Source organism: Pseudarthrobacter sp. ATCC 49987 (assembly GCF_009928425.1).
Classification (GTDB): domain Bacteria; phylum Actinomycetota; class Actinomycetes; order Actinomycetales; family Micrococcaceae; genus Arthrobacter.
In genome coordinates this window covers 514,436-537,552 of record NZ_JAABNS010000001.1, presented here as the reverse complement: position 1 = coordinate 537,552, position 23,117 = coordinate 514,436, and the positions used below count along the sequence as shown (strand labels likewise).

General features: G+C 63.0%; 26 protein-coding genes and 1 tRNA gene. 14 read left to right on the top strand and 13 right to left on the bottom strand.

Going from position 1 to position 23,117, the window contains the following annotated elements:
• Positions 1 to 265: 265 nt before the first annotated feature.
• Complete coding sequence (locus GXK59_RS02525) at positions 266 to 700, bottom strand: SRPBCC family protein (RefSeq protein ID WP_160664131.1); 435 nt, start codon at positions 698 to 700, stop codon at positions 266 to 268.
• A gap of 680 nt (positions 701 to 1,380) precedes the next feature.
• Here GXK59_RS02525 and GXK59_RS02520 point away from each other — a divergent pair.
• From GXK59_RS02520 to GXK59_RS02510, 3 genes are read left to right on the top strand one after another with little or no spacing between them, the layout of a single operon-like run.
• Positions 1,381 to 1,950: a hypothetical protein gene (locus GXK59_RS02520; RefSeq protein ID WP_160664129.1), complete on the top strand. Its 570-nt coding sequence runs from the start codon at positions 1,381 to 1,383 to the stop codon at positions 1,948 to 1,950.
• On the top strand, positions 1,886 to 2,527 hold the full coding sequence (locus tag GXK59_RS02515) for a helix-turn-helix domain-containing protein (RefSeq protein WP_160664127.1): 642 nt from the start codon (positions 1,886 to 1,888) through the stop codon (positions 2,525 to 2,527). The genes GXK59_RS02520 and GXK59_RS02515 overlap by 65 nt, the downstream gene beginning before the upstream one ends.
• Positions 2,527 to 2,991, top strand: coding sequence for a protein-export chaperone SecB (locus GXK59_RS02510; RefSeq protein ID WP_160664125.1), 465 nt, complete (start codon positions 2,527 to 2,529; stop codon positions 2,989 to 2,991). The genes GXK59_RS02515 and GXK59_RS02510 overlap by 1 nt, the downstream gene beginning before the upstream one ends.
• A 561-nt stretch (positions 2,992 to 3,552) precedes the next feature.
• Here the strand turns inward: GXK59_RS02510 and GXK59_RS02505 are convergent.
• The 5 genes from GXK59_RS02505 to GXK59_RS02485 form a co-directional block, all read right to left on the bottom strand.
• On the bottom strand, positions 3,553 to 4,830 hold the full coding sequence (locus GXK59_RS02505) for an ISL3 family transposase (protein ID WP_160664123.1): 1,278 nt from the start codon (positions 4,828 to 4,830) through the stop codon (positions 3,553 to 3,555).
• Positions 4,831 to 5,041: 211 nt separating this feature from the next.
• Complete coding sequence (locus GXK59_RS02500; protein ID WP_160664121.1) at positions 5,042 to 6,223, bottom strand: phage major capsid protein; 1,182 nt, start codon at positions 6,221 to 6,223, stop codon at positions 5,042 to 5,044.
• 273 nt (positions 6,224 to 6,496) lie between these two features.
• Positions 6,497 to 6,748, bottom strand: a complete 252-nt coding sequence (locus tag GXK59_RS02495; RefSeq protein ID WP_160664119.1) for a hypothetical protein — start codon at positions 6,746 to 6,748, stop codon at positions 6,497 to 6,499.
• Between the two features lie 549 nt (positions 6,749 to 7,297).
• Positions 7,298 to 8,233, bottom strand: a complete 936-nt coding sequence (locus GXK59_RS02490; RefSeq protein WP_237393762.1) for an AAA family ATPase — start codon at positions 8,231 to 8,233, stop codon at positions 7,298 to 7,300.
• Between the two features lie 538 nt (positions 8,234 to 8,771).
• Positions 8,772 to 8,978 carry a helix-turn-helix transcriptional regulator gene (locus GXK59_RS02485; RefSeq protein ID WP_160664117.1) on the bottom strand — a complete coding sequence of 69 codons (207 nt, stop codon included), beginning with the start codon at positions 8,976 to 8,978 and terminating at the stop codon, positions 8,772 to 8,774.
• Between the two features lie 125 nt (positions 8,979 to 9,103).
• Here GXK59_RS02485 and GXK59_RS20400 point away from each other — a divergent pair, with 125 nt between their 5' ends.
• Both GXK59_RS20400 and GXK59_RS02475 read left to right on the top strand, forming a co-directional pair.
• The gene (locus tag GXK59_RS20400) at positions 9,104 to 9,583 is read left to right on the top strand and encodes a helix-turn-helix domain-containing protein (protein ID WP_202129048.1); all 480 of its coding nucleotides are present in this window, start codon (positions 9,104 to 9,106) and stop codon (positions 9,581 to 9,583) included.
• On the top strand, positions 9,570 to 10,709 hold the full coding sequence (locus GXK59_RS02475) for a tyrosine-type recombinase/integrase (RefSeq protein WP_160664115.1): 1,140 nt from the start codon (positions 9,570 to 9,572) through the stop codon (positions 10,707 to 10,709). Before GXK59_RS20400 ends, GXK59_RS02475 begins: the two co-directional genes overlap by 14 nt.
• A gap of 59 nt (positions 10,710 to 10,768) precedes the next feature.
• On the opposite strand, the gene GXK59_RS02470 is transcribed toward GXK59_RS02475, so the two are convergent.
• Positions 10,769 to 10,850 (bottom strand) — tRNA-Tyr (locus GXK59_RS02470).
• A 150-nt stretch (positions 10,851 to 11,000) separates the two neighbouring features.
• Positions 11,001 to 11,255: a hypothetical protein gene (locus tag GXK59_RS02465; protein ID WP_160664113.1), complete on the bottom strand. Its 255-nt coding sequence runs from the start codon at positions 11,253 to 11,255 to the stop codon at positions 11,001 to 11,003.
• A 196-nt stretch (positions 11,256 to 11,451) separates the two neighbouring features.
• Between GXK59_RS02465 and GXK59_RS02460 the strand changes: the two genes are divergently transcribed.
• Complete coding sequence (locus GXK59_RS02460; RefSeq protein ID WP_160664111.1) at positions 11,452 to 11,943, top strand: YajQ family cyclic di-GMP-binding protein; 492 nt, start codon at positions 11,452 to 11,454, stop codon at positions 11,941 to 11,943.
• Positions 11,944 to 11,962: 19 nt separating this feature from the next.
• Here the strand turns inward: GXK59_RS02460 and GXK59_RS02455 are convergent, their stop codons facing one another.
• Together GXK59_RS02455 and GXK59_RS02450 are read right to left on the bottom strand one after the other, a co-directional pair.
• Positions 11,963 to 13,072, bottom strand: coding sequence for a tyrosine-type recombinase/integrase (locus GXK59_RS02455; RefSeq protein ID WP_160664109.1), 1,110 nt, complete (start codon positions 13,070 to 13,072; stop codon positions 11,963 to 11,965).
• Complete coding sequence (locus GXK59_RS02450; RefSeq protein ID WP_160664107.1) at positions 13,072 to 13,599, bottom strand: helix-turn-helix domain-containing protein; 528 nt, start codon at positions 13,597 to 13,599, stop codon at positions 13,072 to 13,074. The genes GXK59_RS02455 and GXK59_RS02450 overlap by 1 nt, the downstream gene beginning before the upstream one ends.
• Positions 13,600 to 13,694: 95 nt before the next feature.
• On the opposite strand from GXK59_RS02450, the gene GXK59_RS02445 reads away from it, so the two are divergent.
• The 8 genes from GXK59_RS02445 to GXK59_RS02410 all read left to right on the top strand — a co-directional run bounded on the left by GXK59_RS02445 (position 13,695) and on the right by GXK59_RS02410 (position 21,412).
• Positions 13,695 to 13,895 carry a helix-turn-helix transcriptional regulator gene (locus tag GXK59_RS02445; RefSeq protein WP_237393761.1) on the top strand — a complete coding sequence of 67 codons (201 nt, stop codon included), beginning with the start codon at positions 13,695 to 13,697 and terminating at the stop codon, positions 13,893 to 13,895.
• A gap of 71 nt (positions 13,896 to 13,966) precedes the next feature.
• Positions 13,967 to 14,197, top strand: coding sequence for a hypothetical protein (locus GXK59_RS02440; protein WP_160664106.1), 231 nt, complete (start codon positions 13,967 to 13,969; stop codon positions 14,195 to 14,197).
• A gap of 179 nt (positions 14,198 to 14,376) precedes the next feature.
• Entirely contained in the window at positions 14,377 to 15,057 is a 681-nt protein-coding gene (locus tag GXK59_RS02435) for a hypothetical protein (protein WP_160664104.1), read from the top strand.
• Positions 15,054 to 15,263 carry a hypothetical protein gene (locus tag GXK59_RS02430; RefSeq protein WP_160664102.1) on the top strand — a complete coding sequence of 70 codons (210 nt, stop codon included), beginning with the start codon at positions 15,054 to 15,056 and terminating at the stop codon, positions 15,261 to 15,263. Before GXK59_RS02435 ends, GXK59_RS02430 begins: the two co-directional genes overlap by 4 nt.
• A gap of 247 nt (positions 15,264 to 15,510) precedes the next feature.
• A complete protein-coding gene (locus GXK59_RS02425) occupies positions 15,511 to 16,236 on the top strand; it encodes a hypothetical protein (protein WP_160664100.1) in 726 nt (241 codons plus the stop codon).
• A gap of 302 nt (positions 16,237 to 16,538) precedes the next feature.
• Positions 16,539 to 17,210, top strand: coding sequence for a hypothetical protein (locus GXK59_RS02420; protein WP_160664098.1), 672 nt, complete (start codon positions 16,539 to 16,541; stop codon positions 17,208 to 17,210).
• A 561-nt stretch (positions 17,211 to 17,771) separates the two neighbouring features.
• On the top strand, positions 17,772 to 18,095 hold the full coding sequence (locus GXK59_RS02415; protein WP_160664096.1) for a hypothetical protein: 324 nt from the start codon (positions 17,772 to 17,774) through the stop codon (positions 18,093 to 18,095).
• The gene (locus tag GXK59_RS02410) at positions 18,095 to 21,412 is read left to right on the top strand and encodes a phage tail tape measure protein (RefSeq protein WP_160664094.1); all 3,318 of its coding nucleotides are present in this window, start codon (positions 18,095 to 18,097) and stop codon (positions 21,410 to 21,412) included. The genes GXK59_RS02415 and GXK59_RS02410 overlap by 1 nt, the downstream gene beginning before the upstream one ends.
• Before the next feature lie 471 nt (positions 21,413 to 21,883).
• Here GXK59_RS02410 and GXK59_RS02405 read toward each other — a convergent pair whose 3' ends face one another.
• The 3 genes from GXK59_RS02405 to GXK59_RS02395 all read right to left on the bottom strand — a co-directional run bounded on the left by GXK59_RS02405 (position 21,884) and on the right by GXK59_RS02395 (position 23,112).
• Complete coding sequence (locus GXK59_RS02405) at positions 21,884 to 22,216, bottom strand: DUF732 domain-containing protein (RefSeq protein ID WP_160664093.1); 333 nt, start codon at positions 22,214 to 22,216, stop codon at positions 21,884 to 21,886.
• 44 nt (positions 22,217 to 22,260) lie between these two features.
• Positions 22,261 to 22,620: a DUF2510 domain-containing protein gene (locus tag GXK59_RS02400; RefSeq protein WP_237393760.1), complete on the bottom strand. Its 360-nt coding sequence runs from the start codon at positions 22,618 to 22,620 to the stop codon at positions 22,261 to 22,263.
• Between the two features lie 255 nt (positions 22,621 to 22,875).
• Positions 22,876 to 23,112: a hypothetical protein gene (locus GXK59_RS02395; RefSeq protein WP_160664091.1), complete on the bottom strand. Its 237-nt coding sequence runs from the start codon at positions 23,110 to 23,112 to the stop codon at positions 22,876 to 22,878.
• Between the last annotated feature and the right edge of the window lie 5 nt (positions 23,113 to 23,117).

Below are 23,117 nucleotides of genomic sequence, written 5' to 3'. Positions count from 1 at the left end.
CTTTCCTCCGTTCAGATTCGAGCGCGCTGTCCGGCGCGTTCGTTTAAGTGTGGACGTCGCGTGCCGGGCGGTCACCACCCGCGTGGGGTGATACCCCAGGCAGGGCGCCAGCGGGCCGCGGGTCAGTCCGCTTCTGTCGTCAAGGGGATCTTGAGACCACTACAGCGCCAACGGACGGTCGCCGCATCATCCCTTTCGGGTGAGCCCACAGGGGCAACGCTTTACGACGCCGGACTCGTGGCGGGGCGCCTGACGGCCCTTCCAGTCACGCCGCGGTTCCCTCCACCTGGGCTTTGATGCCCGCCAGCATCGCCTCGCCGTCTTTCTCGCTCCGCTTCATGATCAGCGCCTCGACCGGCGGGCCGACAAGCGGGACCGGAAGGTGCCACTCGGCGTCGACCGTCAGCTTCGTTCCGCCGCCGTCGGCCTCGAACGTGAATGTGAAGGTCGGGCCGGCAGAGGACTTCGCGAGGATGCGCTGGTTGGGGACGACCCCGGTGAACTCAATGGTTCCCTCATTGTGGATCCCCAGCGTGTGCGTGAACCACCGGGCGGAGGAGCCGACGCCGTCGGGCTTCAGCTCAACATCCCTGACCGCAACCTCCGGAAAACAGGCCCAGAGCCTGCCGACATCCCTCGCGAACTCGAACACCTTCTCGACGGGCGCGTTGACGGTGATGCTCTTCGTCAGTTTCGCCATGGCGCTGATCTCCTTTTAGGTGGTGGGCGCGGCGGCCCTGCGGAGTCCGCCGCTGTGAGCGGGTCTATGCCTCGCACAGTAGACAGCGCACGCGGACCTCAACAGGGGAGAAGGTCACGCCGAAGCCCGGCGACTTTCGATGCGCGACGGCGTGCTCCTGAAGCCTGCGGACAGCCCCACCCCCGCAGGGCAAAGAAAAAGCCTCCGAAACCTGGTGGTTCCGGAGGCTTTCCAAGGGTGGCAGATGAGGGATTCGAAACCTCTCTCGCCCCATAGTTGGAGTAGGCAAGCCCTGGATTTCGGTAACTTTCATCACCTCACATCACAGTGAATAACTCCAGATGTGGGCAAAATGTGGGCGGGAGGCAAAGGGGGTCCCGCTTGTTCGCCATGAGCCTTCAGGTGCGGATCTATCTTACCGATCCGACTGTTGCCTTCTCATCACCATCCGGATGTGCAGGCGGGGTGGGCTTGGTCGCCCAGTTCTGTAAGGCGCGATGGCTCTGGTGGGGCGCGGTGGCCGCACACGGAAGCTGTTCAAACTCCGACTCGCGACCGTTCTCACCGTCTCCATCGCCGCCCCGTAGCGTCTCTGCTATATCCTGAACCCCACTGTGACGTCCAAGCGGAACTTGCCGACCGTCACAGTCTCGGGGGGAACAAAGCCTTGGAGTTTACAGTTGAGTAAAGTACAACGTATAGTCAAGAAGCAGTGGGGGTGGGATGGGGATGCCTATGAAATTGCATGCGCTGTTGTTGCGGACGGAACGAGTTCCCCCGCGGCAGACTTCATTGAGCACCTAGCGGCTGGCACTTGGCCTGACGAGACTGTCGAGCTTCCCGACCACGCTCAAGTTCGTGACCTGCACACCTTTAAAGCACTTACAAAGATGCTTGCCAGTACAGGCAGGCTTTCCAAGCACGCCTTCAATAAACTCGATGACGGAATATGGGAACTAAAAGTTGGAATTTTCCGGCTTAGTTTCTATGACACGGACGGAGTTGGTGGATACATCGCCAAAGAGGGTGAGTCTGTAATCACGTGGGATAACAAAAAGGAATATCCCGAACTTCCAGAATTCGACGATTATATTCGCCTGGGTCACGCGTTCAACAAACGGACACAGCGAACTGAGACTAACGATCTCCAGGCAACACAGAAAGTACGGCAGGAGGATCTGCATCATGACGAGCCAGACAATCAAGACGAGCCAGACAAAGAAGTCGACCGAGTTGATGTCGCTGGATAACCTGATCGAGGACCAGGGAATGGCGGCAGCTGAACTGTGCATTAGGGTTGCGGACGTCCTGAACCTAGCTTTAGATCAAAGCGGCAGGTCCCAGAAGGATCTAGCCGACAGATTAGGCATTGGGGAGAGTCGCGTTTCTCAGGTGTTGCGTGGTGACGGAAACGTCCATATTGCAACGTTAGGCCGATTCCTACGAGGCATAGGGTACAAAGCCAAGCTGGTCCTTGAAGCGGCGGATGATGATGTGCCGGCATTTATCGAGCCGCAGCCAAAAAAGCGACGTGCGAAGAAGGATGCCCCAAAAAAGGGCTTTGATTACACACATGTTATCCGCCAGCCGTACTTGGATGGTTCCGGGGCTTCTTACGCGATCACAGTCCTGCAGAGTGCCGAGAAGAACCCAATCGGATGGATGGAGCAGGCAACTGAGGTTGTCACCGTCAACAGCGTGACGGGCGAAACTCACATTAGGAAATTGCCTGCGGCAGGAGATGCTCCTAGCCGCAAGGTTGGCGAGCCTTTGCTATTTGATTGTTCCATAGAAGCTCAAGAGGAAAGGACTGTGGTCAAGTCCTGATGGCTAAAGCCGCTGAAATCAACAGTCGCACCCTGTCTGATGTTCAACTCAAATCGGTCACCTTGGTGCACGTGAATTTTGAACGTGACTTGGATGTCGTCCCAGGACGCCGAGACGTTCGGATAGAAATCGGCAGTGAAATGTCGACAGATGATCCATCTGCGGCAGTATCTCGATGCCGAGTTTCCTTGGATGCTAACGACGATGACAGTGGGGAGTCACCGATGTCCGTCGAAAGTGCTTATCGGGTCGTTTTCAGTTCCGAAAGTGCGGATCTCGAGAGTGAGGATATGCAAGCCCATCTGGCGGCACTGGCCATGCGCGTGTGCTATCCGTATCACCGGCAGATAATTGGCCAAATGATCTCTCAGAGTGGTCTACCTCCGCTGCTTTTGCCGCTCGTTCCGGATGACCAGTGGGTCCTGAATATGAACGTTAAATCGGAAGAAGTTGCCGCGGGATAAACCCATTTGGCTTCCTCTAGGTAGCCTCGCGCGCTCGACCCCCTATGCGCTTGGGGGGAGACGGATCACTGCCGGAACTCGCGTTTCCGAGCACAAGCGCCAGCGATTCAGACCCCCTTACCCCCAGCGTGTGCTCAGTGATGCACGCTGCCTTGTTCTTTTGCGTTCCGTACCGTTTCGCGGCCGTGGTGCTTCCGCCAGGTTTGCGGCCGGGACAGCGCCTTGTGGCGGTTCCGCCAGCCAGCGGTGCCGCGAGGTTCCGCCCCGCCCCGCCCGGCCCGTGTCGTCCACCGGGACCAGCAGCCGGCCACCGCCGTGGACGGGATGCCCCGCCGCCGACGTTGTCCGCCCTCGTTGCGCCGGCATCCGAGTTGTCCGGCCGTGACCGAGGCCGGCCACCCCCACCCCTGCCCCCGGAGCAGGCACCCCCAGGACCGAGGCACCCCCGGCATGACAACGGGACCCGACGTCTCCCGGAAAGGAAAGGACGCCGGGGCCCGAAGTCTTCATGCGCTGGAAAGACCAAGGTGGCTCTTCCACTTTTGGCGTGGCGGCAGGTGTTCAGCATGCTTGTTGGGCTGCCGTGTACAACAATAGCCGGAGCCTGTAATGCTCATGATTCCGGTATCCGCGGGCCGCTCGTTTGAGGTTCTTGGCGCTGAGGTTCGCCGCTTCGCTGCGCGCGTTCGTGACCCTGGCCCGGCAGAACCTGAGCAGTTCTTTGCGCCACATTTTCAGGGTCAGGAACAGTGATTTCGCCTCGCGCATTCTGGTCGCTTTCACGGCGTTTTCGAGCTCGGCCCAGGCTCGGTGGAAGCCGTCGATGTGATTGGTCTTCAGCAGCTGGCGGACGTGTTCCTTGATGCCCCAGACGACACCGAGTTCAAGGTCAGAGCCAATGATTTCCTGCATCCGTCCGCGCTGGGCGGAGGACATGTTTTCCTGGTTGCAGGTCAGCAATTTCCGGTACTTCCAGGCCGGATCCGTGGCCCTGCCGCGCCTGCCGTGGAGGTCGTGAGCGCGGCGCCGCCGGACATCGGTGACCATCTGGTTCGCCCGGGCCACCACATGCCAGTGGTCCACGGTGATGGCTGCCTTGGGCAGGACCTTGCGGATGGCCCGGCGGAACTCGGTGGACATGTCCATGGCCACCATTTCCACCTTGTTACGCCACCAGCGCGGTCGTGCGCCGATCCAGTCACGCACCGCCTGGCCGCGGCGGCCGTCCACAATGTCCAGGATCGCGCCGGTGTCCAGGTCCGTGAAAACGATCGACCAGGGCTCTACCCGGGTGACTTTTCCGGCATCGTTTTTCAGGTAGCGGACCCGCCGGAAGCGGTGCTCGTCCACGCCCAGACGGCGGACCAGGCGACGGTCCACACCGCCGTCCAGGACGGCAGTGTCCTCCATGACACGCATGGCGGTCGTCCACGACACACCCGAGGCCGCGGCAACCCGGGAGACGGCCCGAAGCTCCGCGGACAGGTCTGCGACAATGCCGGCCACGAGCCTGCTGGTCAGCCGGGAACGCAGCGGAATCTCATCGGTGGTCTGCACGAAGGACCGCCGCGGACACTGCGGTTCCAGACACGCCAGCCGCCGCTTCCGGACCCTGACGTCCAAGGGCTCTCCGCCGCACTGGACATCCCGGACACGGTGAACCGGACGGGCCTGGATCCGGGACGACAACACCCCGCAGTCAGGACAAGCCCCTTCCCGCTCGACCGGCTCGACAAGAACCGTCCGGACCCCGCCGGCGCGCTCGGCGGAGAGCACAACATGGCCCTCCAAATTGAACAGAATCGACGCGGCATCGCACGTCTGCGTAATCTGTAACAAGGCTCGTAGTCCTCAGCAATAGATGTCTCGACAACACCTATGCTCGCAGGGCTACGAGCCCCTTCATTTGAAGGACACCACGCTAAAAGTCGATGAGCCACCAAGGTCCGCCCCATGCCAGGGCGGGAAGTCTTCCCATCGTTCCCGCTACGTGTGGACAAGATCGAAAGCCCCGCGGCGGGTGACGTTGACGCAAGTCATTGGGGCCGGCTTATGCGGCCGCCGGCAACGTGATCTCAGCGACGCCGAGCGGCTGGAACACCGACACGGAGAACCGGCCCTCGGTCCGCGCCTTGAGCTGGTTCTTATCGAAGAGCACGCCCGAGGAATCCCACAGCGTCTCAATGCCGGCCTGGTCCGTGTCCACCCCAACGGCGGAAGCGTCCAGGACAACGGCGGTCCGCACCGCGACGGCAGAGGACACCACGACCGGCACGCCCCAGACAGTCCGCGCCGCACGATCCACCGGGCCCCCGAGGTCAAAGTTCCCGGACGTGTTGCGCTTAGTCTCGATTTTTTCCCAATCGGCAGGGTTGAGCATGAACACCGAACCCTCGTGGCCGGCGGACTCAAGGCGAGTAAGTGCCGCCCGCAGCGTCACGACGTCGTCCGCACCGGCGGCAACCGCCTGAATCCCCGACGTGGCCAGGATGCCGGCAATATGGCCCGCCGTCCCGTCGCCGTTCAGAATCTCAGCCTCAACCGCGAGGCCCAGCCCGTAAAGCATTTCGTCGGCAATGAACCGCTCAAGGTTCGCGGAATCCTGCAAAAGATACTTGTCGAGCGGTTCCGAAAGATGCGCCACGACCTGCAGCTCGTTGTCTACGCCCTTGATTGTGTAGACGCTCGTCGGTTTGGTTCCGCCGGCCGGCACCACCGCCGCGTTGTTCGTCCGCGTCGTCTGCCGCATCGTCTTGAACGTCGGGGACTCCCGCCGGATCAGCGTGAGGAAGTCCAGGACCGACGTCGCCGGCCGGCCCAGCGGCACCGCGTCACCGGACACCGGGGCCGGAGTCAGGACGGAACCCGTCTCCACCAGAGCCTTCCGCCCGGCAGGGTCCCCACCATAAGCGTGCATTTTCTTAGCGATCCCGGCCGCCGCACTCTTCCGGCCGCGACCGGTCAGCGCGAGCCGGTCAACGCCGGCACCGGCACCGCCGGGCCCGTCCACGTCGGCAGCGAGGGCCCGAGCCGTCGCCACGATTTCCTCGTCAGCCAGCGCCGCCTTGAGCGCGTCCAGGTGCCCAACGGCCGCGGTCCTCAGCCGGTCATATTCGGCCTTCTCGCCCGCGGTGAGGTCCCGGCCGGCGTCGCCCGCCTTCTCAGCAATGGCCCGCGCCTGTTTAGCAGCAGCGCCCGCGGACGCCCGCAGCTTCTCAGTTTTGATACTCATAAGTCAGCCCTCCAGGGCAGGGAATGGCGGCCGTAAACCGGCACGCGCGAAAGTGATTTGAGAACACCCTGGCGAGCTCCTGCGGACGGCCGACCGGGTCCTGGTTCCTCGATCTTGACGCCGCAAGCGCCCTCGATCTTGACCTCGTCCCGGTGCCGCTGGCGGCCACACTCCCTGGCGGTGCCCGTAGGCACCTACGCCGGCCGCCCGTTTGCGGCGGGCCCGTTGCGTTGGGATCAGAGTACCGTGGCCGGCGGCCCCGCAGCGCCGCCATTATTCCGGTTCCTCAGTCCCGGCCAGGTCCCGCTCTTCTTCCAGGTGCCGGAGCATCAGCGCGGCCCAATCCGTCAGGCCCAGATCGGTCCGGACAGTCCGCGCTGCCGTCATCATCCCGAGCAGATAAACCGTGAGCTCCAGGATCTCGTCCCGGTCCATGCCGGAAAGCATCCCTATCGCGCCGGCCGGGTCCACGGCGTACCCGTGGATAAGTCCGAGAACGTCGCGCTGAATTTGTGTGCTACCCATGTCGTTGTCCCTTTTTCGTTGGAGGTTTCTTTGTTTGAGTGTTTGGCCGGCCCAGACGCCGGCAGGTTCGGGATACGCCGCGACGTAGGCACCACAAGCGGCCAGGGCCTGACACCCCAGGCACGCCGCCGCTGCTGCCGCCGACGTCGCCGCATCCTCAGATGCCCAGGAGGCACGATTCCCCAGGCACGGAACGGAACCGCCGGACCGGACCACCAGCCCGAGCGCGCCCATAAGGTCCGCGTGGCCGGCGTGCCGTCCGGAGTCGTCGCCTTGCTTCCCGCGCGCAGCAGCTCGAGGCTCGTTTGGCCGCCGATCAGTCACCACGACACCCCGCCCGGATACAAGACAGCCGGGTCAAATAGAGGAAATGACCTGACTGCGCTAGAAACGGCAGGCCGGCTCATAGGTTCGCCCCTGATATTTCCCCAAGACGTTCGTGTTCCGCGTTCCCCGGGCATAGGGCCGGGGAACGCGGAACACGCGCCGCCTGCCCGACAGCCGTTGTTCCGTGTTCCGCGGGTACGGGCCAGGAACCGAGGAACAGCATCAAGGCCCGGCCGTCTTATCAACTTGCTGGCGGTACACCCGCAAGGCCAAGGTCGCCCGGTCAGTACCCCAGCCCAGACGGTCCTTGATGTCACGAACGGATGCCGGCTCCGGATCAAGCCCCTGCAAACTGGCCAGGTCCGGTCCGGGCACAGCTTCCAGCACCCGCTCCCCAGACGTCGGGGCCCAGACCATCCACGACCCGTCGCCGTTCAGCCGGAACGTTCCGGCCAGCGGCTCCTTCTCGCCGGCAGGACTTGAAGCCCGCAAACCCCCGTGCCTGTCCTTCTGTATTCCGAGATGGCAGGAACCGCCGCGGCCCGGAGCGAAGGCCTCCTTGATCCTTACGCGCAACGACGCCCCGCCGATCGCCCGGAGTTTCGCCGCCGTACCTGTAGGGCCCTTGGTCTCCGGATTCTTGGCAACGTGATCAATCACAATCACACAGCTGCCGGCACGCGCCAAAGGCTTGAGTGCGTGAGTATGGGCGATAGTGAAATCATCGGGGCTGTTGGAGTTGAGGTTCAGCACCGGCAGCAGTTCCCCTATGCTGTCCATAACGACGACGGCCGGAACCCAAACCCGCAGGTCCGCAACCGTCGCCATGAGGTCAGCTTTGTCCTCAGGTTCCTTGTACCGGAACAGGCCCAAGTCAGATAAGGCCGGCACCGGGGCCCCCAAACCCAACAACCGGGTGACGGTTGACGCCATCCCGTTATGGTCCAGGTCCACCACAGCAGCAGAACATCCGCGACCCAGTGCCTCCGCAACGGCCGCCAACGCTACCCACGTCTTGCCCGACTCCGGCTCACCAAACAACATATTGACCTGCCCTGAATAGAACACCGCCGCACCGTCGCTACGGATCAGGTGCGACGGAGCCGGCGGCTCAGGCAGCGTACCGGAGAGCAGACCGGCCACGTCGCCGTAAATCACCGCCGGCGTAGCGTTCCCCGTTCCTGCCCCCTCTGTCCGGGGAACGCGGAACGCTGCCGAAACGTCCACCAGATCATCGCTTACATCCCGCCCGCTTGTCCCAAAGTCGGCAACGTCGGGAACGTCAGAAACACCGGGACCCCATTCCGCTTCCGTCAACGGCGCGAACCGGTCCCTCATGGCCTGCCGTCCCCGCACCAGGCCAGACCCAGGCAGGCCCGGACTTCCCACGGCCGCCAGCCCGCCCGTTCCAGCCGCAATACCTCCGCCGCCAACTCGCCCCCGTCAAGCCCGAACCCCGCCGGAGCCAGCCGGAAGGAATCGGCGCAAGGGTCCAGCGGGTCCCGGCGGCCGTCTTCCAACGGCGGGCAGCGCAGCGACGCCAGCCGCCGGCGCACTAGACTCGTAGACAGTTCAAGATTTACGGCCCCCACTGCTTCCCGGCTTTGGGGGCTTTCTTGTGCAGGCCTCATGCGGGACCACCGCCACGCCCCGGCCCGCTCACCTTCGCCCCGCCGGGCCGGACTCGCTAGGCGGCTCATGCTGCGCCGCCGGCGGGATCGCCGGTGCGTTGCATGGTCTGCCGATCCAGCCAGGCCTCAACATCTCTGGTCCGGTAACGGACGTTACGGCCGAGCTTGATGAACGGCGGTCCTATGCCGAGGTACCGCCATTGCGCGAGGGCGGCCTGGGATTTTCCGAGTTTCGTGGCCAGGTCGGTCGGTGCCATAAGATCCGATTCCATCGCATACTCCATCTTTGATCGCTAATAGATTATTTATGATCTTCGTGATCTGATGGAATCATGATTAACGCGTGTTGTGCAAGAGTGATATTGAAAGATGCATCTTTGACCGCTACAGTGGGGGCATGGTAGGAAAAGAACTCACGCCGGGAGTAACCGGCGCAACCACGATGGAAAACCTGAAACGCGCGCGAGGCGAAATGACCTACGCGGAACTAGCCCGGCGGCTTGCAGCGCTTGGGCGGCCGATTCCGTCCCTGGGCCTGCGCCGGATCGAGGCCGGAGAACGCCGGGTCGATGTTGACGACCTCATGGCCCTAGCCGTGGTTCTCGGCGTTTCGCCGCTGGCTCTGCTGTTGCCCCACGGCGGACAGTCAGACACCCGTGAATTTGCAGACAAGAGCGTCCGCAACGACCAGCTATGGCAATGGGCCATCGGGGAAAGGCCTTTGGATGGCGGCGATCAACGCCGTTTCCAAGCGGACTCACTACCGCCGTGGCTCCATGTGCAAAGCCTGACGGCGACCGTCGGCCGCGACCCGATCCCCGCAGAAGAATTCGATGCTTGGTGGCAGAAGGGCAGCGGCACCGATGGCAACGATTGAGAAATACGACACGAAGGCCGGCATGCGCTACCGCGTCCGTTATCGCAAGCCTGACCACACGCAAACCGACAAGCGGGGATTCAGGACCAAACGGGACGCGGAGGCGTTCGCCGCAACAGTGGAGGTGTCCAAGCTCAGGGGTGAGTTTATCGACGTCGCCGCCAGCCGCCTGACCATTGGTCAGCTCGGGGCAGAGTGGTTGACCAGACAGACACATTTGAAACCGTCGTCCTACAGGCCAGTGGAGGCTTCCTGGCGCAATCATGTGGAACCGGCCTGGGGATCGACAAGCGTTGCGGACGTACGGAAGACCGCCGTTCAACAATGGCTGTCTGACCTGACGGCCGGCGATCAGACCCTCACGCCGGAACGTAAGCCCAAAAGTGCAACAGTCGTAATCCGTGCCTACGGCATTCTCGGGTCAATTTTGGACGGCTGCGTAGATGACCGGCGCATCCTGTCGAATCCTGCGCGAGGCGTGACCCTCCCACGCAAGGGCAAGAAGGCCCACGTCTACCTCAGCCATGAGCAGATACACACGCTGGCATCCGAGGCGAAGCATCCGACACTGGTCATGGTCCTGGCCTATTGCGGAATCCGCTGGGGTGAAGCTGTCGGGCTCACCGTGAAGGATCTCGACATGTTGAAGCGCCGCATTCGTATCGAAGAGAACGCGGTCGAAGTCGGCAACAAGATCGAAGTTGGGACGCCGAAAAACCACAAGCGACGTACTGTGCCCTTCCCCGCGTTCCTTGCCGAGTCCCTGGCGAAGCAGTGCGAGGGCAAGAGTCGTGACGGTCTGGTATTTGCGGGCGAGGATGGTGGGTATCTGCGCAGCACCCGGGTCCAGGAGGACCATGGCGGCTGGTTCTCCGGTGCCGTGAAGCGGTCGGGCATCCCTCGGATTACTCCGCACGATCTGCGGCACACCGCGGCCTCCTTCGCAGTATCGGCCGGAGCGAATGTGAAGGCTGTTCAGCGGATGCTCGGGCATAGCTCCGCGGCCATGACGCTGGACATCTACGCCGACTTGTTTGATGACGATCTGGATGCCGTGGCTACCGCTCTGGATCACGCTGTTTCACAGGCGAGTGTGGGCAAGATGTGGGCAAGGGCCGTTCCCTAGGAACAACGAAGGGCCCTACTTCCCAGCAATAGCAAGGAAATAGGGCCCTTCGTCAAGGGTGGCAGATGAGGGATTCGAACCCCCGTAGGCGTTGCCAGCTGATTTACAGTCAGCCCCCTTTGGCCGCTCGGGTAATCTGCCGAACTTCAAAAGAAGATCACTCGCGGCCTCCGTGTTCAGAACGCCTGTTTCCAGTCCGTTCCGCTTCCAGTAACCGCGGGCAAGACAACTTTACAGAACTTCCGCCGAAGAATCGAATCGGCGCGTTGTGGCCCCAAAAAGCCCGGAAACTCAGGCCTCCCCAAGGATCCGGCCAGCGAGTTTGGACTCAAACCTCGCAGCCTGCTCCGCCGTGATCTGGTTCAGCTGGACGGCACGGGCCAGGTCCGCATGGACGCCGTCGAGCCTCGAAGAGGCATCCGCGGCCGGGCTGAAGATGATCGAGGCTGCCAGCGTTGCCGCCGCTAACGACGTCGCGGCCGCGGCAATACCGCCGGCGGCAGCTGCGGTGGAGCGGATGACGTACCGGACGGCCTGGTTCTGCATGAGGTGTACCTTTCGAACGACTCTTCCAACTCCTGCAACTGTGCCGTGCGAAACTTCGTTCCCGCCCTGACCCAGCTTTGAGCGGACTGTGAACGGGACAATGCCCCGCCGGCCTTCATGTCGGGGGCATCCGTATTAGGCTGGATGGCAGATGCTTCAGCCCGTCACCGGGCCCCCAACCACCAGGAGGACAGTTATGGCAGGCGAATCAACATTCGACGTCGTCAGCAAGGTCGACAAGCAGGAAGTCGCCAACGCGCTGAACCAGGCGCAGAAGGAACTGGTCCAGCGCTACGACTTCAAGGGCGTCGGGGCCGAGGTCGATTTCAGTGGCGAGAAAATCCTCATGAAGGCCAACTCCGAAGAGCGTGTTCTGGCCGTCCTGGACGTGCTCCAGTCCAAGCTGATCCGCCGCGGCATCTCGCTGAAGTCCCTGGACACCGGCGAGCCCTACCCGTCCGGCAAGGAGTTCCGGCTCGAAGCCACCATCAAGGAGGGCATCGAGCAGGACCTGGCCAAGAAGATCAACAAGCTGATCCGGGATGAGGGGCCCAAAGGCGTCAAGTCCCAGATCCAGGGCGACGAACTCCGCGTCTCGTCCAAGTCCCGCGATGACCTGCAGGCCGTCATGGCGCTGCTGAAGGACTTTGACGAGGCCGACCTGCAGTTCGTGAACTTCCGCAGCTAAGACCGATTCTGCCGCGTGATTACGGGGAACTTGCTTCCGCAGTCCGCACAGAGTCCGCAGGATCCCCGAGGACCGCAGCGATCAGCCTTGATCCTGCGGTCCTCGTCTTGTCTTCGGCAGTAGGCCAGAGATGGGAGTAAGTGTTCAGGGTGATCGACGGCGCCGCGTGGCCGAGTGCCCGCTGCACGGTAACCACGTCACACCCGTCAGCGATGAGTCCGGAGGCGTAAAAGTGCCGGAGATCGTGAAGCGTGAACTCGCCAATATGGGCAGCCTCGCGGACCTGCCGCCAGCGGTCGGCCGCTGAGTTGCGGTTGAAGTAGGTTCCGCCGGTCCCGAACAGCCATTTCTCATCACCGAACACCCCAGTCGTTTCGACGTGCAGGGCTAGGACCTGGACGAGTTCTTCGGCCACGTAGACAACCCGCTCGGAGCCATGCTTGGGCGGGACTACCTCAGCGCTAGCTTTGGTGCTTCCTTGGATCTGCCGAGAGACGCTGATGGTCCGGCGCAGGAAGTCCACGTCCGCCAGCTGGAGGCCCGCCGCTTCGCCCAGGCGCAGTCCCGCGAATGCGCAGACGGAGACGAACGGGGCAAACCAGTCCGGAGCGGCCTCCAGCGCCTCCCCTAGCTGTTCCGGCGTGGGAATGGTCATTGCCGCTTCACGACGGCGCTCACGGGGCAGCTTCGCCCCGGCGCAGGGGTTTTCCGCGATGACCTTGTCCGTAACCGCCGCACGAAATGCGGAGCTCACGATGTTGAAGTAGACCTTCACGGTCGCCGGCGCCAGCCTCGAAGACATCCCCTTCACCCAGGCCTGCACGTGTGACGGCAGTATCGACCGGATCTGATGTTCCCGGAATGTGGCTATCGCGAGTGCTTGCTCGGCTTTCAGCTTGGTCCCAGTTGCCCACACTTGGGCCGCAGCCCACTGCTCAAACCACTGGGCAAACGTGATCTTCCCGCCCTTAGGATCGACGTACCGACCCGTAACCACCGACGCCGTAACCTCGTCAAGCCACCGCTGAGCGTCTATTTTCCGGACGAAGTGCCTGGCGTGCTCCTTGCCCGCGGCGTCACGGTACCGGGCCCGCCACCGGCCGTCAGGCCTCTTCTGGATGCTCGCCACTAGAATCCGTCAACCACGTTGTTGTCGAGCTCAATCTCTAAGTCGTCGAAGTCGGTAAGGAGATGACGAGGTTCGGAAGCTAGCTGCGCCTTCCTGAACGCCCGTTCCGGCGTGAGTTTCAAAACACTTCCGGCAAGGCCGAGTACGCCCTGGAATCGGGGGTCGTCAGCGATGGCAGATTGTTGGATGGTCACCCGCAGCAGGTCCTGATCGGCTGATAATCCGATCAAGCCCAAAGTCGCTTCTCGGTATTCTCTCTCCACCCCCCGAATCAGGTCCTTGATTGTTGCTTCAGTGTCCAAGACCGTCGCTTCACTGAATAGATCCATCAGCTGACAGCCAAGGATGGCGACGAGATCCTTCGCCTCCGTCAGTCGCAGCGGACGTTCTCCGCGCTCGACGCTCCACATAGTGGCTTGAGACCACTTCCAGCCGCGCGAACGCATGTCCGCAGCTACTGCCTTTTGGCTCCTTTCGCCCCGGAGTCGAGTGATGCGTTGCCCAACTAGCCCATCTTCTTCTGCCATGGCCAACAGACTACTAGGAAACCCAGTTGACAGTCCACTAGACTTCACGCACACTAGAAAACGCAGTCGTAACCCAACTAGAAACGAGTGAACCGATGGAGACCGTAAAAGCCATGAAGCTATTGACCCTGGACGAGGTGGCATTGATGCTGCGGAAGTCGCCGGCGCAGATGCGCTGGATGCGGCACAACGGCACCGGCCCCAAGGCGGCCCGCCTAGGAGGCCGCGTCATGTACCGCGAGCAGGACGTTATCGACTGGATCAACGCCGCGTTCGAAGATCAGGCGTCGGCATGAGCCCGCCCCGGACCCCCCTGAAAGACCGTTGTCTGACGGCAAGCATCCCAGCTGAGAAAGAACACGAAGCCATGCCCGAGATTGGTCCGAATTTCACAACGGTCAAGGGCTGGATCCTGGAGGCCGCGGCCGACGCCAACGTAGTGATGAGCGTCCGGCGGGCTAAGAAAACGGCCGGAGACTACCTCGATAGGAACGACCCCGAATCCTACCTTCGCATCACGCACAGCGACCCGGTAGGGGAAGGCGTCGCCCGCCGCTGGATGGACTTCAAACACAACTCGGCGCCGGCGAACGCATGAAGGCCGGTAGATGCGAGTGCGAGTGGCTCGGAGATTGCGCCTGCGAAGTGCGGGAAGTGCTGGTAACCACTCCGGCCAAAGCATGCAAGATCCGCCTCAAGACAGCAAAAGACCGTGACGCCTCGCCAAAGACCGTCGGCTCGCCGGCCTGAGCCCCAGAAAGGACCGGGACAGACTTCATGGGAGCCACCAACGTAGCCAAGGTCTTCGCGAACTGGCGACACCTGAGCCACCGGGAAGCACGTGCCCTGGCGTTCATGGCAAACATGGCCCTCGACGCGGACAAGCCCCCCGTTTACTTCGGCGGCTGGGTAGCCGTGGCGTCAGCCTTAGGGCTCGACTGCGAGGCCAAGCGGGCCAACGCCCAAGAGCAATTCCGAAGAACGATCGCGGGGCTGGCGACTTCCGGCGCGGTTGTTTCGAGTGGTCAAGCGAAACTCGGAGTCAGAGCCGAATACGCGTTGGCCCTGGATCCTGACATGACTTATGAGCCCGCAGGAACCGGCCGAAGTATCAAATGGGTCTCATTGCCGAGGACCGAGAGCCCCACCCAAAAGGTGCCCCATGTGCACCCCCCAGAAGGTGCCCCACCATCCACCCAAAAGGTGCCCCATGTGCACCCCCCAGAAGGTGGGGAGCGCGGCACCCTGGCGGTGCCCCCCAGGAGCACTGAGGAAAAACAGGGAGGAGTACTTGAGGAAAAACAGGGAGGAGTACAAATCACCAACCACTCTGATCTCACCACTGCGCGAACACGAGAACTCGCCGCCCTGGATGAAAGGCCCTCACTCGAAGACGAACGATCCCGGCAACTCGCAGCACTCGAGCGACGCATCGCCGAACAGAAGAAGGCCTCATGACTACCACCAAGCCACCATCCGTAGCCGTCATGAAGCTGTCCAAGGCCGAGTACATCGAACTCTGTGACAGGTTCCGGGACAAGGCCCAGCAGGCCCACCAGGAGTCCCGCGGATGGATGAACCGGGCACTACTCGCAGAATCCCGGCTTGCCACTCTCAGGGCTGCATACGAGCCCGCCAGTACCGCCACGAATCATGAGAACTGAAATGCCCTTACCCGCATCTACCAATCAACGAAAGAACGCCACGCAATGAGAAATCAAGACATGCATAACAGCCCGAAGCCTTGGAGCGCCTGGTGAGCCGCGGATCGCGCCGCCGCGCCGCCCAAGGTTCCCGCGCACAGGCACGGACCGCAGACCAGGCCCGCCAGCGGATCCAGGCGGCCGCGACGGACCGCGCCCGCATACGGGACAAAGCACGTCGGACACGCCGCAACGGAGGGCCCGCTGCATGAGCATCCTCGATCGACTCCGCCAGAAACCCACCCCAACCCCCAAGGAGATCCACCCCGTGAATCCTCCCAGCACTGTTACCCCTCCCACCCCCGCCGAACACCTCAACGCATCACGCACCGAGGCTGAGGCCGCACGCACCGACGCTGAGAACGCCCTGATCCGCGCCGCCGAGCTCCGCGCCCGGCTGATCGACGGCGACAGGACCGTCACCCCCGACGACGTCGACGCCGCCGAGACAAAGGCCAGACACGCCGCCCTCGCCCTCGAATCCGCCAACGCCGCATACCAAAAGGCGTACGACCAAGAGCGCCGTGCCGCATGGTCCATCCTCCGCGACGAGCAACTTGGGTACTTACTCGACAACCCGGCATCCGAACTGTCCGCTGCGCTGGAGAAGCTCGCGCCGCGGGTCCGCGCCGCCGTGGCAGAACTCCAAGCGGCCCTCACTGAAGCCCAGGCACCCGTAATGCGCCACAACGCTGCCGTCGGAGCCCTCACCCAGTACGTCGCCGGCGGCGGATACACGGATCCCGCCGACCACGCGGTCCAACACGGCGGGAGCATGTACGTGAGCGGCCGCGGGGGCGCCGTGCTCGACCCGACGGTGACGGTGGACCTGTGGCTCGCCACTGTGCTCCCCGCCCGCAAGGACATCGCGGCGTGGCTGGAACGCGTTCGCGTGGCGCGCATCCTCGCCGGATTGCCGAACGAACCCGCGTGAGCGGCAACGAGCAGTCCCATGGCCAGCGTCTGAACCCCATACATCACCGCCCCGAAGAAGGACCCCATGCAAGCTCACTGTAAGGCGGCCGCCCGCACGTCCCGCACGAGCTCCGAGCGCTGGATGTCTGAGCCCGTGAAGGCGGCTCGAGCCGCGTATGTCAGGCCCAGCCAGTGCGAGCTCTGCATCCCTGTTATCCGCGTCGTGGGCCACTACTTCGAGAACACCACAGAAGCGGCGCACGAGTCCGGCTGCCCGAATCACCCCATCCAGCACACCCAGACCAGCCAAGGAACCTACACATGGTAAATCCCATCCTCGGCGGCAGCCACGACCTGACCCAGCGCCTGAACCAGATCGAAGCAAACATCCGGGCGCTTTCTACTCAGCAGATCCTGCTCAACGCCTCCACGGGGCAGGGCGGCGGCCAGCCGGGCATCTCCACGGACATCAACGGTCTTCACGCCTTCGACAGCACCGGGACCGAGACGGTGACCATCAGCGGCCAGGACGGGTCCATAACCATCCGCGGCACCCTAAACCTGCCGAATGGCTCCATCAACAACGACGCCCTTGTGAACCCGGTCAAGCCTGGCTCCGCCGGCCTCTCGGATCCGGGCCATGCCTACACCACGACATCAACGGTTTACGCTCAGCAGTCCATAGCCGTCCCCACGGGATTCACCCAAGCCCTCGTCTTCCTAGGTGTGTCCGGAGGCGCATGGAACAACACCGCGGCATACGACTACCTCTATGTCGCCGGCGACATCAACGGGAGCGCAGGAGGAAGCACTCCGCAGGGAGCCGCTGGCAGTAGCTACGGATCCGCGAGCGCCTTTGCGATCCGGACGCTTACCGGGCTATCGGGCGGAGTGATCACGGTCGGGTGCCGTGTCTGGACCGGCGCTGCAGGCTGGGCCGCGAACGGCGCCAACATTGCCAACACAAACGCAATTGTCCAGTTCCTCCGCTAGCTACGGGACAGACGGAGGCCCGTACATTCCCGGGTCGGCCGGGCGCGGCGTGGGCGGCCCCGGTGCAGCCTTGTTTGCAGAAGCAGGCGGCATCGGGGGTGCCACGGCAGGCGGCACTTCGCCTATGGCGGTGTTGTACGTCTTGCCCGGAACGGCCGGCACGACGAGGGGTGCCGGATCAGCAGGGGCGGCCACTACGGGCGCGGGGGCCACGACTTCTGGTGCTGTTGCCCCCGGTGCGGCCGGCTCGACTACTGGGGTGGGTGCTACAGGCTCAGTTGTCACGACAGGCTCCGGGGTGGGTGTTGGCGCGGCCGTTGTGGCCGGCGAGGAAGTTGTCACGGACACTATCGGCGCCGGCGTGGTGTTCGCGTTCGCCGTGGCAATCAGACCGAACCCAAGACCGACCGCAAGCAATGTTGCGGCTCCGCCGAGTACCGCCGATTTCGTTTCCATTTCCACAGCTTAACCGCCACCGCTCCGAATTAAAACAGTTTCCTCCAGTGAATATACGAACTCCGGCCGCAAACGGCCGGACCTGACCAACGAAAGAGCCCCCTTATGAGCAATCAAGATCCAAACCTCAATGACGTAATGCCAGCGGATGAACAGGAGGAAGCCCTCCGTGACGCCCTACTCGGTCACCATTTCGCACTTATGTCCCAGATGGCCCGGATGCTCGAGCAGATCAGATCAACGCCGGGCGCCATGACGCCGGAAGTAGCCGAGTTCTTCGGGAACGCCTTGTCAGCACAGGAGCAGTGGCTGGCATCCCACGGTATCGTCTGGCCACTGGTTGAGTCGAGCAATGGCCCGCGTCCCAGCATCCAAATTCAGACACGAAAGAATCTCATGAACCAAACCAATCGAACAGGGGCCCTCTGATGTCATTCCTACCCCCTGTTGTCATGGAGATCCGGGCGAACGCTGCACAGTTCCTCGCCACTCAGGACAAGGTCGCCGCGTCCGCTAAGGCCACGGCCGCCGCCACCATCGCTGCCACGGAGAAAGCCGCCGCAGCTTCACGCACGGCCAGCGCTGCAGCCGCCGTAGCCGCAGACAAGCGCATCGCCGCCGAAGCCCGGGCCACCGAAGCCGGCCGCAAGGCCAACGACATGCAGGCCAGCTCCATGGGTGTCATGACCCAGAAGCAACAGGCGGCCTACGACAAGCAGGCCGCCGCCGCCAAGACGGCCGCCAACGCCGCCGAACTCGCCGCGTCCAAGGAAGTGGCGGCTAAGCAGAAGGCGTCCGCCGCAGCCGACGCGTACGCCAAGGCGCAGGAGAAAGCGGAAGAGGCTGCCAAGCGCGCCAACTCCACGTTCGGAAAGCTTGCCCAGTCAGCGCAGGACCACAGCCAGGCATGGTCCACGGCCGGTGCCACACTCCTGGGATTCGGTACGGCCGCACTCGTGGGCGTCGGCGTGGCCGTCAAGTCTTACGCGGAATTCGACAAGCAGATGTCCTCCGTGCAGGCGGCCACCCACGCCACGGGCGCCGAGATGACAGACCTCCGCGGCCTCGCCGTGAAGCTGGGGGCCGACACGTCGTTCTCTGCCAAGGAAGCCGCGCAGGGCATCGAGGAGCTGTCCAAGGCTGGTGTGGAGAACGCCGACATCATGGGCGGCGGCCTCGCGGGCGCGCTCTCACTCGCGGCTGCCGGCGGCCTGTCTGTCGCCGACTCTGCCGAATACGCGGCCTCGGCTATGACCCAGTTCAAACTTTCCGGCAAGGACATCCCGCACATCGCGGACCTCCTCGCCGCGGGTGCTGGCAAGGCCCAAGGCTCGGTGCGGGACATGGGCCTGGCCCTGTCCTACGCTGGTGTCCCCGCCGACGCGATGGGCGTCTCCATCGAGCAGACCACCGGCACCATCGCACTCTTCGCCAAGTCCGGCATTATCGGTGAGAAAGCAGGCACCGCGCTCCGGGCCATGCTCGTCTCGATGGCGAACCCTGCCGATAAAACCCGCGTGCTGATGGAGAAGCTCGGCATCAGCTTCGAAGACGCGAAAGGTCAGTTCATCGGCCTTGACGGCGCCGGGCAAGTCCTGAAAGAACGGCTCGGCGGCATCGACGAAATGTCCCGGAACGCGGCCCTCGCCCAGATCTTCGGCAACGAAGCGCTCGGCGCGGCCGTCTCCCTGTACAAGGCGGGCGCGGACGGCGTCCAGAAGATGACCGAAGCCGTGAACGAGAACGGCTACGCGGCACAAACCGCCGCCCTGAAGCAGAACAACCTGTCCGGCGATATTGAGAAGCTCGGCGGCTCACTGGACTCCGTGTTCCTCAAATCAGGATCCGGGGCAAACGACGTCCTCCGCGGCATGGTCCAGAACTTCGAAGACCTTGTCGACTCCGTGGGTAACATCCCTGGCCCCGTCCTTCAGGCCAGCCTCGGAATCGGCGCCGTCGCAGGGGCCGCGGCCCTCGCGGGCGGAACCTTCCTGACTCTCTTCCCGAAAATCGTAGACGCAAAAAACGCTTTCGCTGAACTCGACACCAAGGCTGACGGCAGCAGCCGCGGCCTCGGGAAAGTCGCCAAGGCGGCTGGCATCGCGGCCGGCGCTCTCGCCGTGTTGCAGATTGCCGGGGCGATTCAGAAGTCATTCGTTGACGGAGCCAAGTCGGCGGAAGACTTCGCACAGGCGACCCTGAAGTCGTCGGATGCAGTTGAAGACCTCAACGGAATCTTCAAGGACAGCGGGATTGGCGTCGAAATCGATGGCCTTGGTCAGGCGGCTCTCAGGCTGAATGACAACCTGATCCTGGATAACGTCAACAACTTCATCGGCGATATGGCCGGGGGCACGTCGGCCACGCAGCGCATGCGTGACAACATGCATGGGCTCGATACTCAACTCGGCGCACTGGCTAAAGGTGGTGCCGGCAAGAAGGCTGCGGAGATATTTAGCCTCATCAAGGATGAGGCTGACAAGACTGCTGATGCACAGTCCCGGACCCGGCTCACAACGGAGCAGCTTCTCAAGCTGGCGCCTGAATATGCGAACGCCCTGAAGGCGCAAGCTACCGCTGCGGAAGTCGACCTCAAGCCGCATGAGCTCCTGGACTTTGCTCTGGGCAAGATACCGGCGTCCATGCAGGCGGCCACCGGTGCGACGGAGAAGTACACCGACGCCGCCGGGCGGGTCCAGCCGATCGGCCCGGAGCTGCAGGCGTCACTCGATAAGGCTGGTGTGTCCGCTGAGGGCCTCGCCACGGACCTGCAACTGGTCCTCGACGGGATGCTCGCCAGCGGCCTCGCGACCCTGAACACCCGCGACGCGACAACGAAATTCAACAAGTCCACCGAAGCGGCGCGAACGGCGCTGGCCGACCTCGCCAAGGGCAACGTCGACGTCTCCAACGCCCTGAACGGCACACGTACCGACTTTGACCTCGCAACCGACTCCGGCCAGCAGCTCAACGCCAAGTTCCAGGACGTCATGCGTTCCGGCCTTGACCTCGCCAAGTCAGTGGCCGGGCCCGGCGCCGACGCTCAGGCGAAGGTCCAAGTCGAAATGCAGAAGACCTACGACAGCATGATCAAAGCCGCCGACGGGATGGGCATTCAGGGGCAGAAAGCAGTCGACCTAACCCGCGAAGTCCTGAAGATCCCGCCTGGCGTGGACATCAAGACGTGGATCGACGATTACGCCAAGAAGGAGGCCGAGAGGCTCAAGGGCGTCCTCGACAATCTCGACGGCCGCCAGATCCACGTTGGCATGACCCTCACGCAGTTCATTCAGCAAAAGGGCGAGTACGCCACGCAGGCCGACGTGAACGGCGACACCTACCGGCCACCCAAGGGCGGTTTCACGGGCGGCGCCGTCGCCTCAATCATGGGCATGGTCGGCGGCGGTGTGATCCCCGGCAGGCCACCTTCACGGCCGAACGTCGACAACATCCTCGCAATGGTTGGCGGCAGGCCCCTCGCGGTCCGCTCCGGTGAGTTCATCACCAACGAGGACCAGACCCGGGCCAACCTCCCCTGGCTCAAGGCAAGCAACGCCGGCCTGAACATCGGCGACGCCATGCAATCCCGGTTCGCTGCGGGTTACGCCACGGGCTCGGCTCAGCCCACGGGCATCGTCGGGCAGCAAGCTCAGGGCAGCAACATCACGAACAACGTCAGCGTCCAGAGCAACGCGACGCCCGAGCAGATCGCAAGCGCCATCGCCTGGAAGATGCGCACACAGTGAATCGAAGGAATTGGGATGTCGCACACAACCGCGGTCCGCTCCCAAGTCGGAGACCTGCTCCCAGCTGTAGGCGCTGATGGAAGCACTCCCGGCCGATGCTTCAAATGATAAAGATGCACGTTTGAGGCACGATATCGAGGTCTTGCTTGCCGGATACAAGGCGGGAACACCAAGCCGCCGGCCACGGCCGCCAGTGACCGACTGACCTCCACCGCACACAAGAGAGCCCTGCCCCGTGACTAGCAATCACGGGACAGGGCTCTTTTCTAGGGTCTACGGATTACCGGCCGCCCATGAGGTGAACGGCCACCGTAGGGGCGCGTAGGTACGATTCAGACCCTATCCAGCGGTCAGTCGATCTTTTTCCAGGCTCCGCAGCCTTGGCTGACGAATCCCTCGCTGGCGTAGACGGCCACCTCGATTGCGGACCCCGGCACGCCTCCGGCAGTGTGACAGGGGCCTTCAATTGCGCTATTTCACTTGGTCTTTGAACTCGGAACATAGGAAGGTGGCCGCATTGCGCTGGATGGCCCGAATCTTGTTCGCGTCTGCCTCGCTAAGAGTCCCAGTGCCGGTGCTTTTTGTGAAAGCATCCATTTGAGCGAGCGTCTTCCCGCCTTTCATCTGATCGCAGATCGTGTGCCCCGCATCAACTAACTTGGCTGAGTCCATGCTCGACATATCGGGGACAGCCGCGATGACGCCCTTGGTGAATTGTTCCTCCGGCGTGGCCTGGGGCGTGCCGGCGCATCCGGCCATCAGCAATGACGCTGCGAGGAGTGCCGTGGTGGCGAGTGGTTTCATTGTCAAAGTCCTGCCTCTGTAAGTAGGTAGCCAGCATCGGCCCTTTAGCGCTTCTCAACCGCGGCAAGCAGTCGGATGCAAAATCCGATCGCCGCCAGGATGATTCCAAGAATGATGACAAGGAAAGTGAACACCGTTGGACCGCCTTGGACGCTATGGCCGTAGGCGTCGACGTGTGTTGTGAAAGCGGCGGTGATGGCCGTGACCACACCAAGGCCGGCAATGACAATGCCGAAGCCAATCCACCCATCGCCGCGCTTCTTCTTGGTTGGCTTCTTCCCGCCCTCAGGGGAGGCCTCTGGCGGCGCAAAGGGCCGCGTCTCGCTGGTCCATGCATCACCGTCCCAGTAGCGCGTCTGAGGCGCGTTGGACGGGTCCGGATACCAGCCGGCGGGATTGCTCATGAAGTTCCCCATAATTCTCTGTTGTGTGAGCCTTGGACGGCTCGGGATGATCGTATGCATTGATTGCTCGGCCGGCGCTCACGAGTCGCCGTGTCGCGTCTAGGTAGTCGGGCGCCGGGTCCTGCGGCGCGACTCACGGGGAAGCGGCGGCGGGACCTCTGCTCACGACCAAGAGTGTCGGTGACGTGAGTAGTAGTCACCTCATCTTCATCCAGACTCTGGGCAGCCCTGATGCTGCAGGTGAAGGGGGAGCGGTCATTCCGTGAGCTGATGGAGAAGGCCGCGGGCCTCGGCCACGCTTCGAAGCTGTCGACATGGCAGCAGTGGGGCGACCCGAAGTTCCAGCGGAAGCTGCTCCCTGACCCGGAGACGATCCGGGCGTTCTCCCGCGGGCTCGGCGTCACGGAGACTGAGGTTCTGATGGCCGCGGCCCGCCAGGTGGGCCTCGATGTTGGCGTGGACCGCGTGGTGGAGGGCTTCGATGTACGTCATGGCCA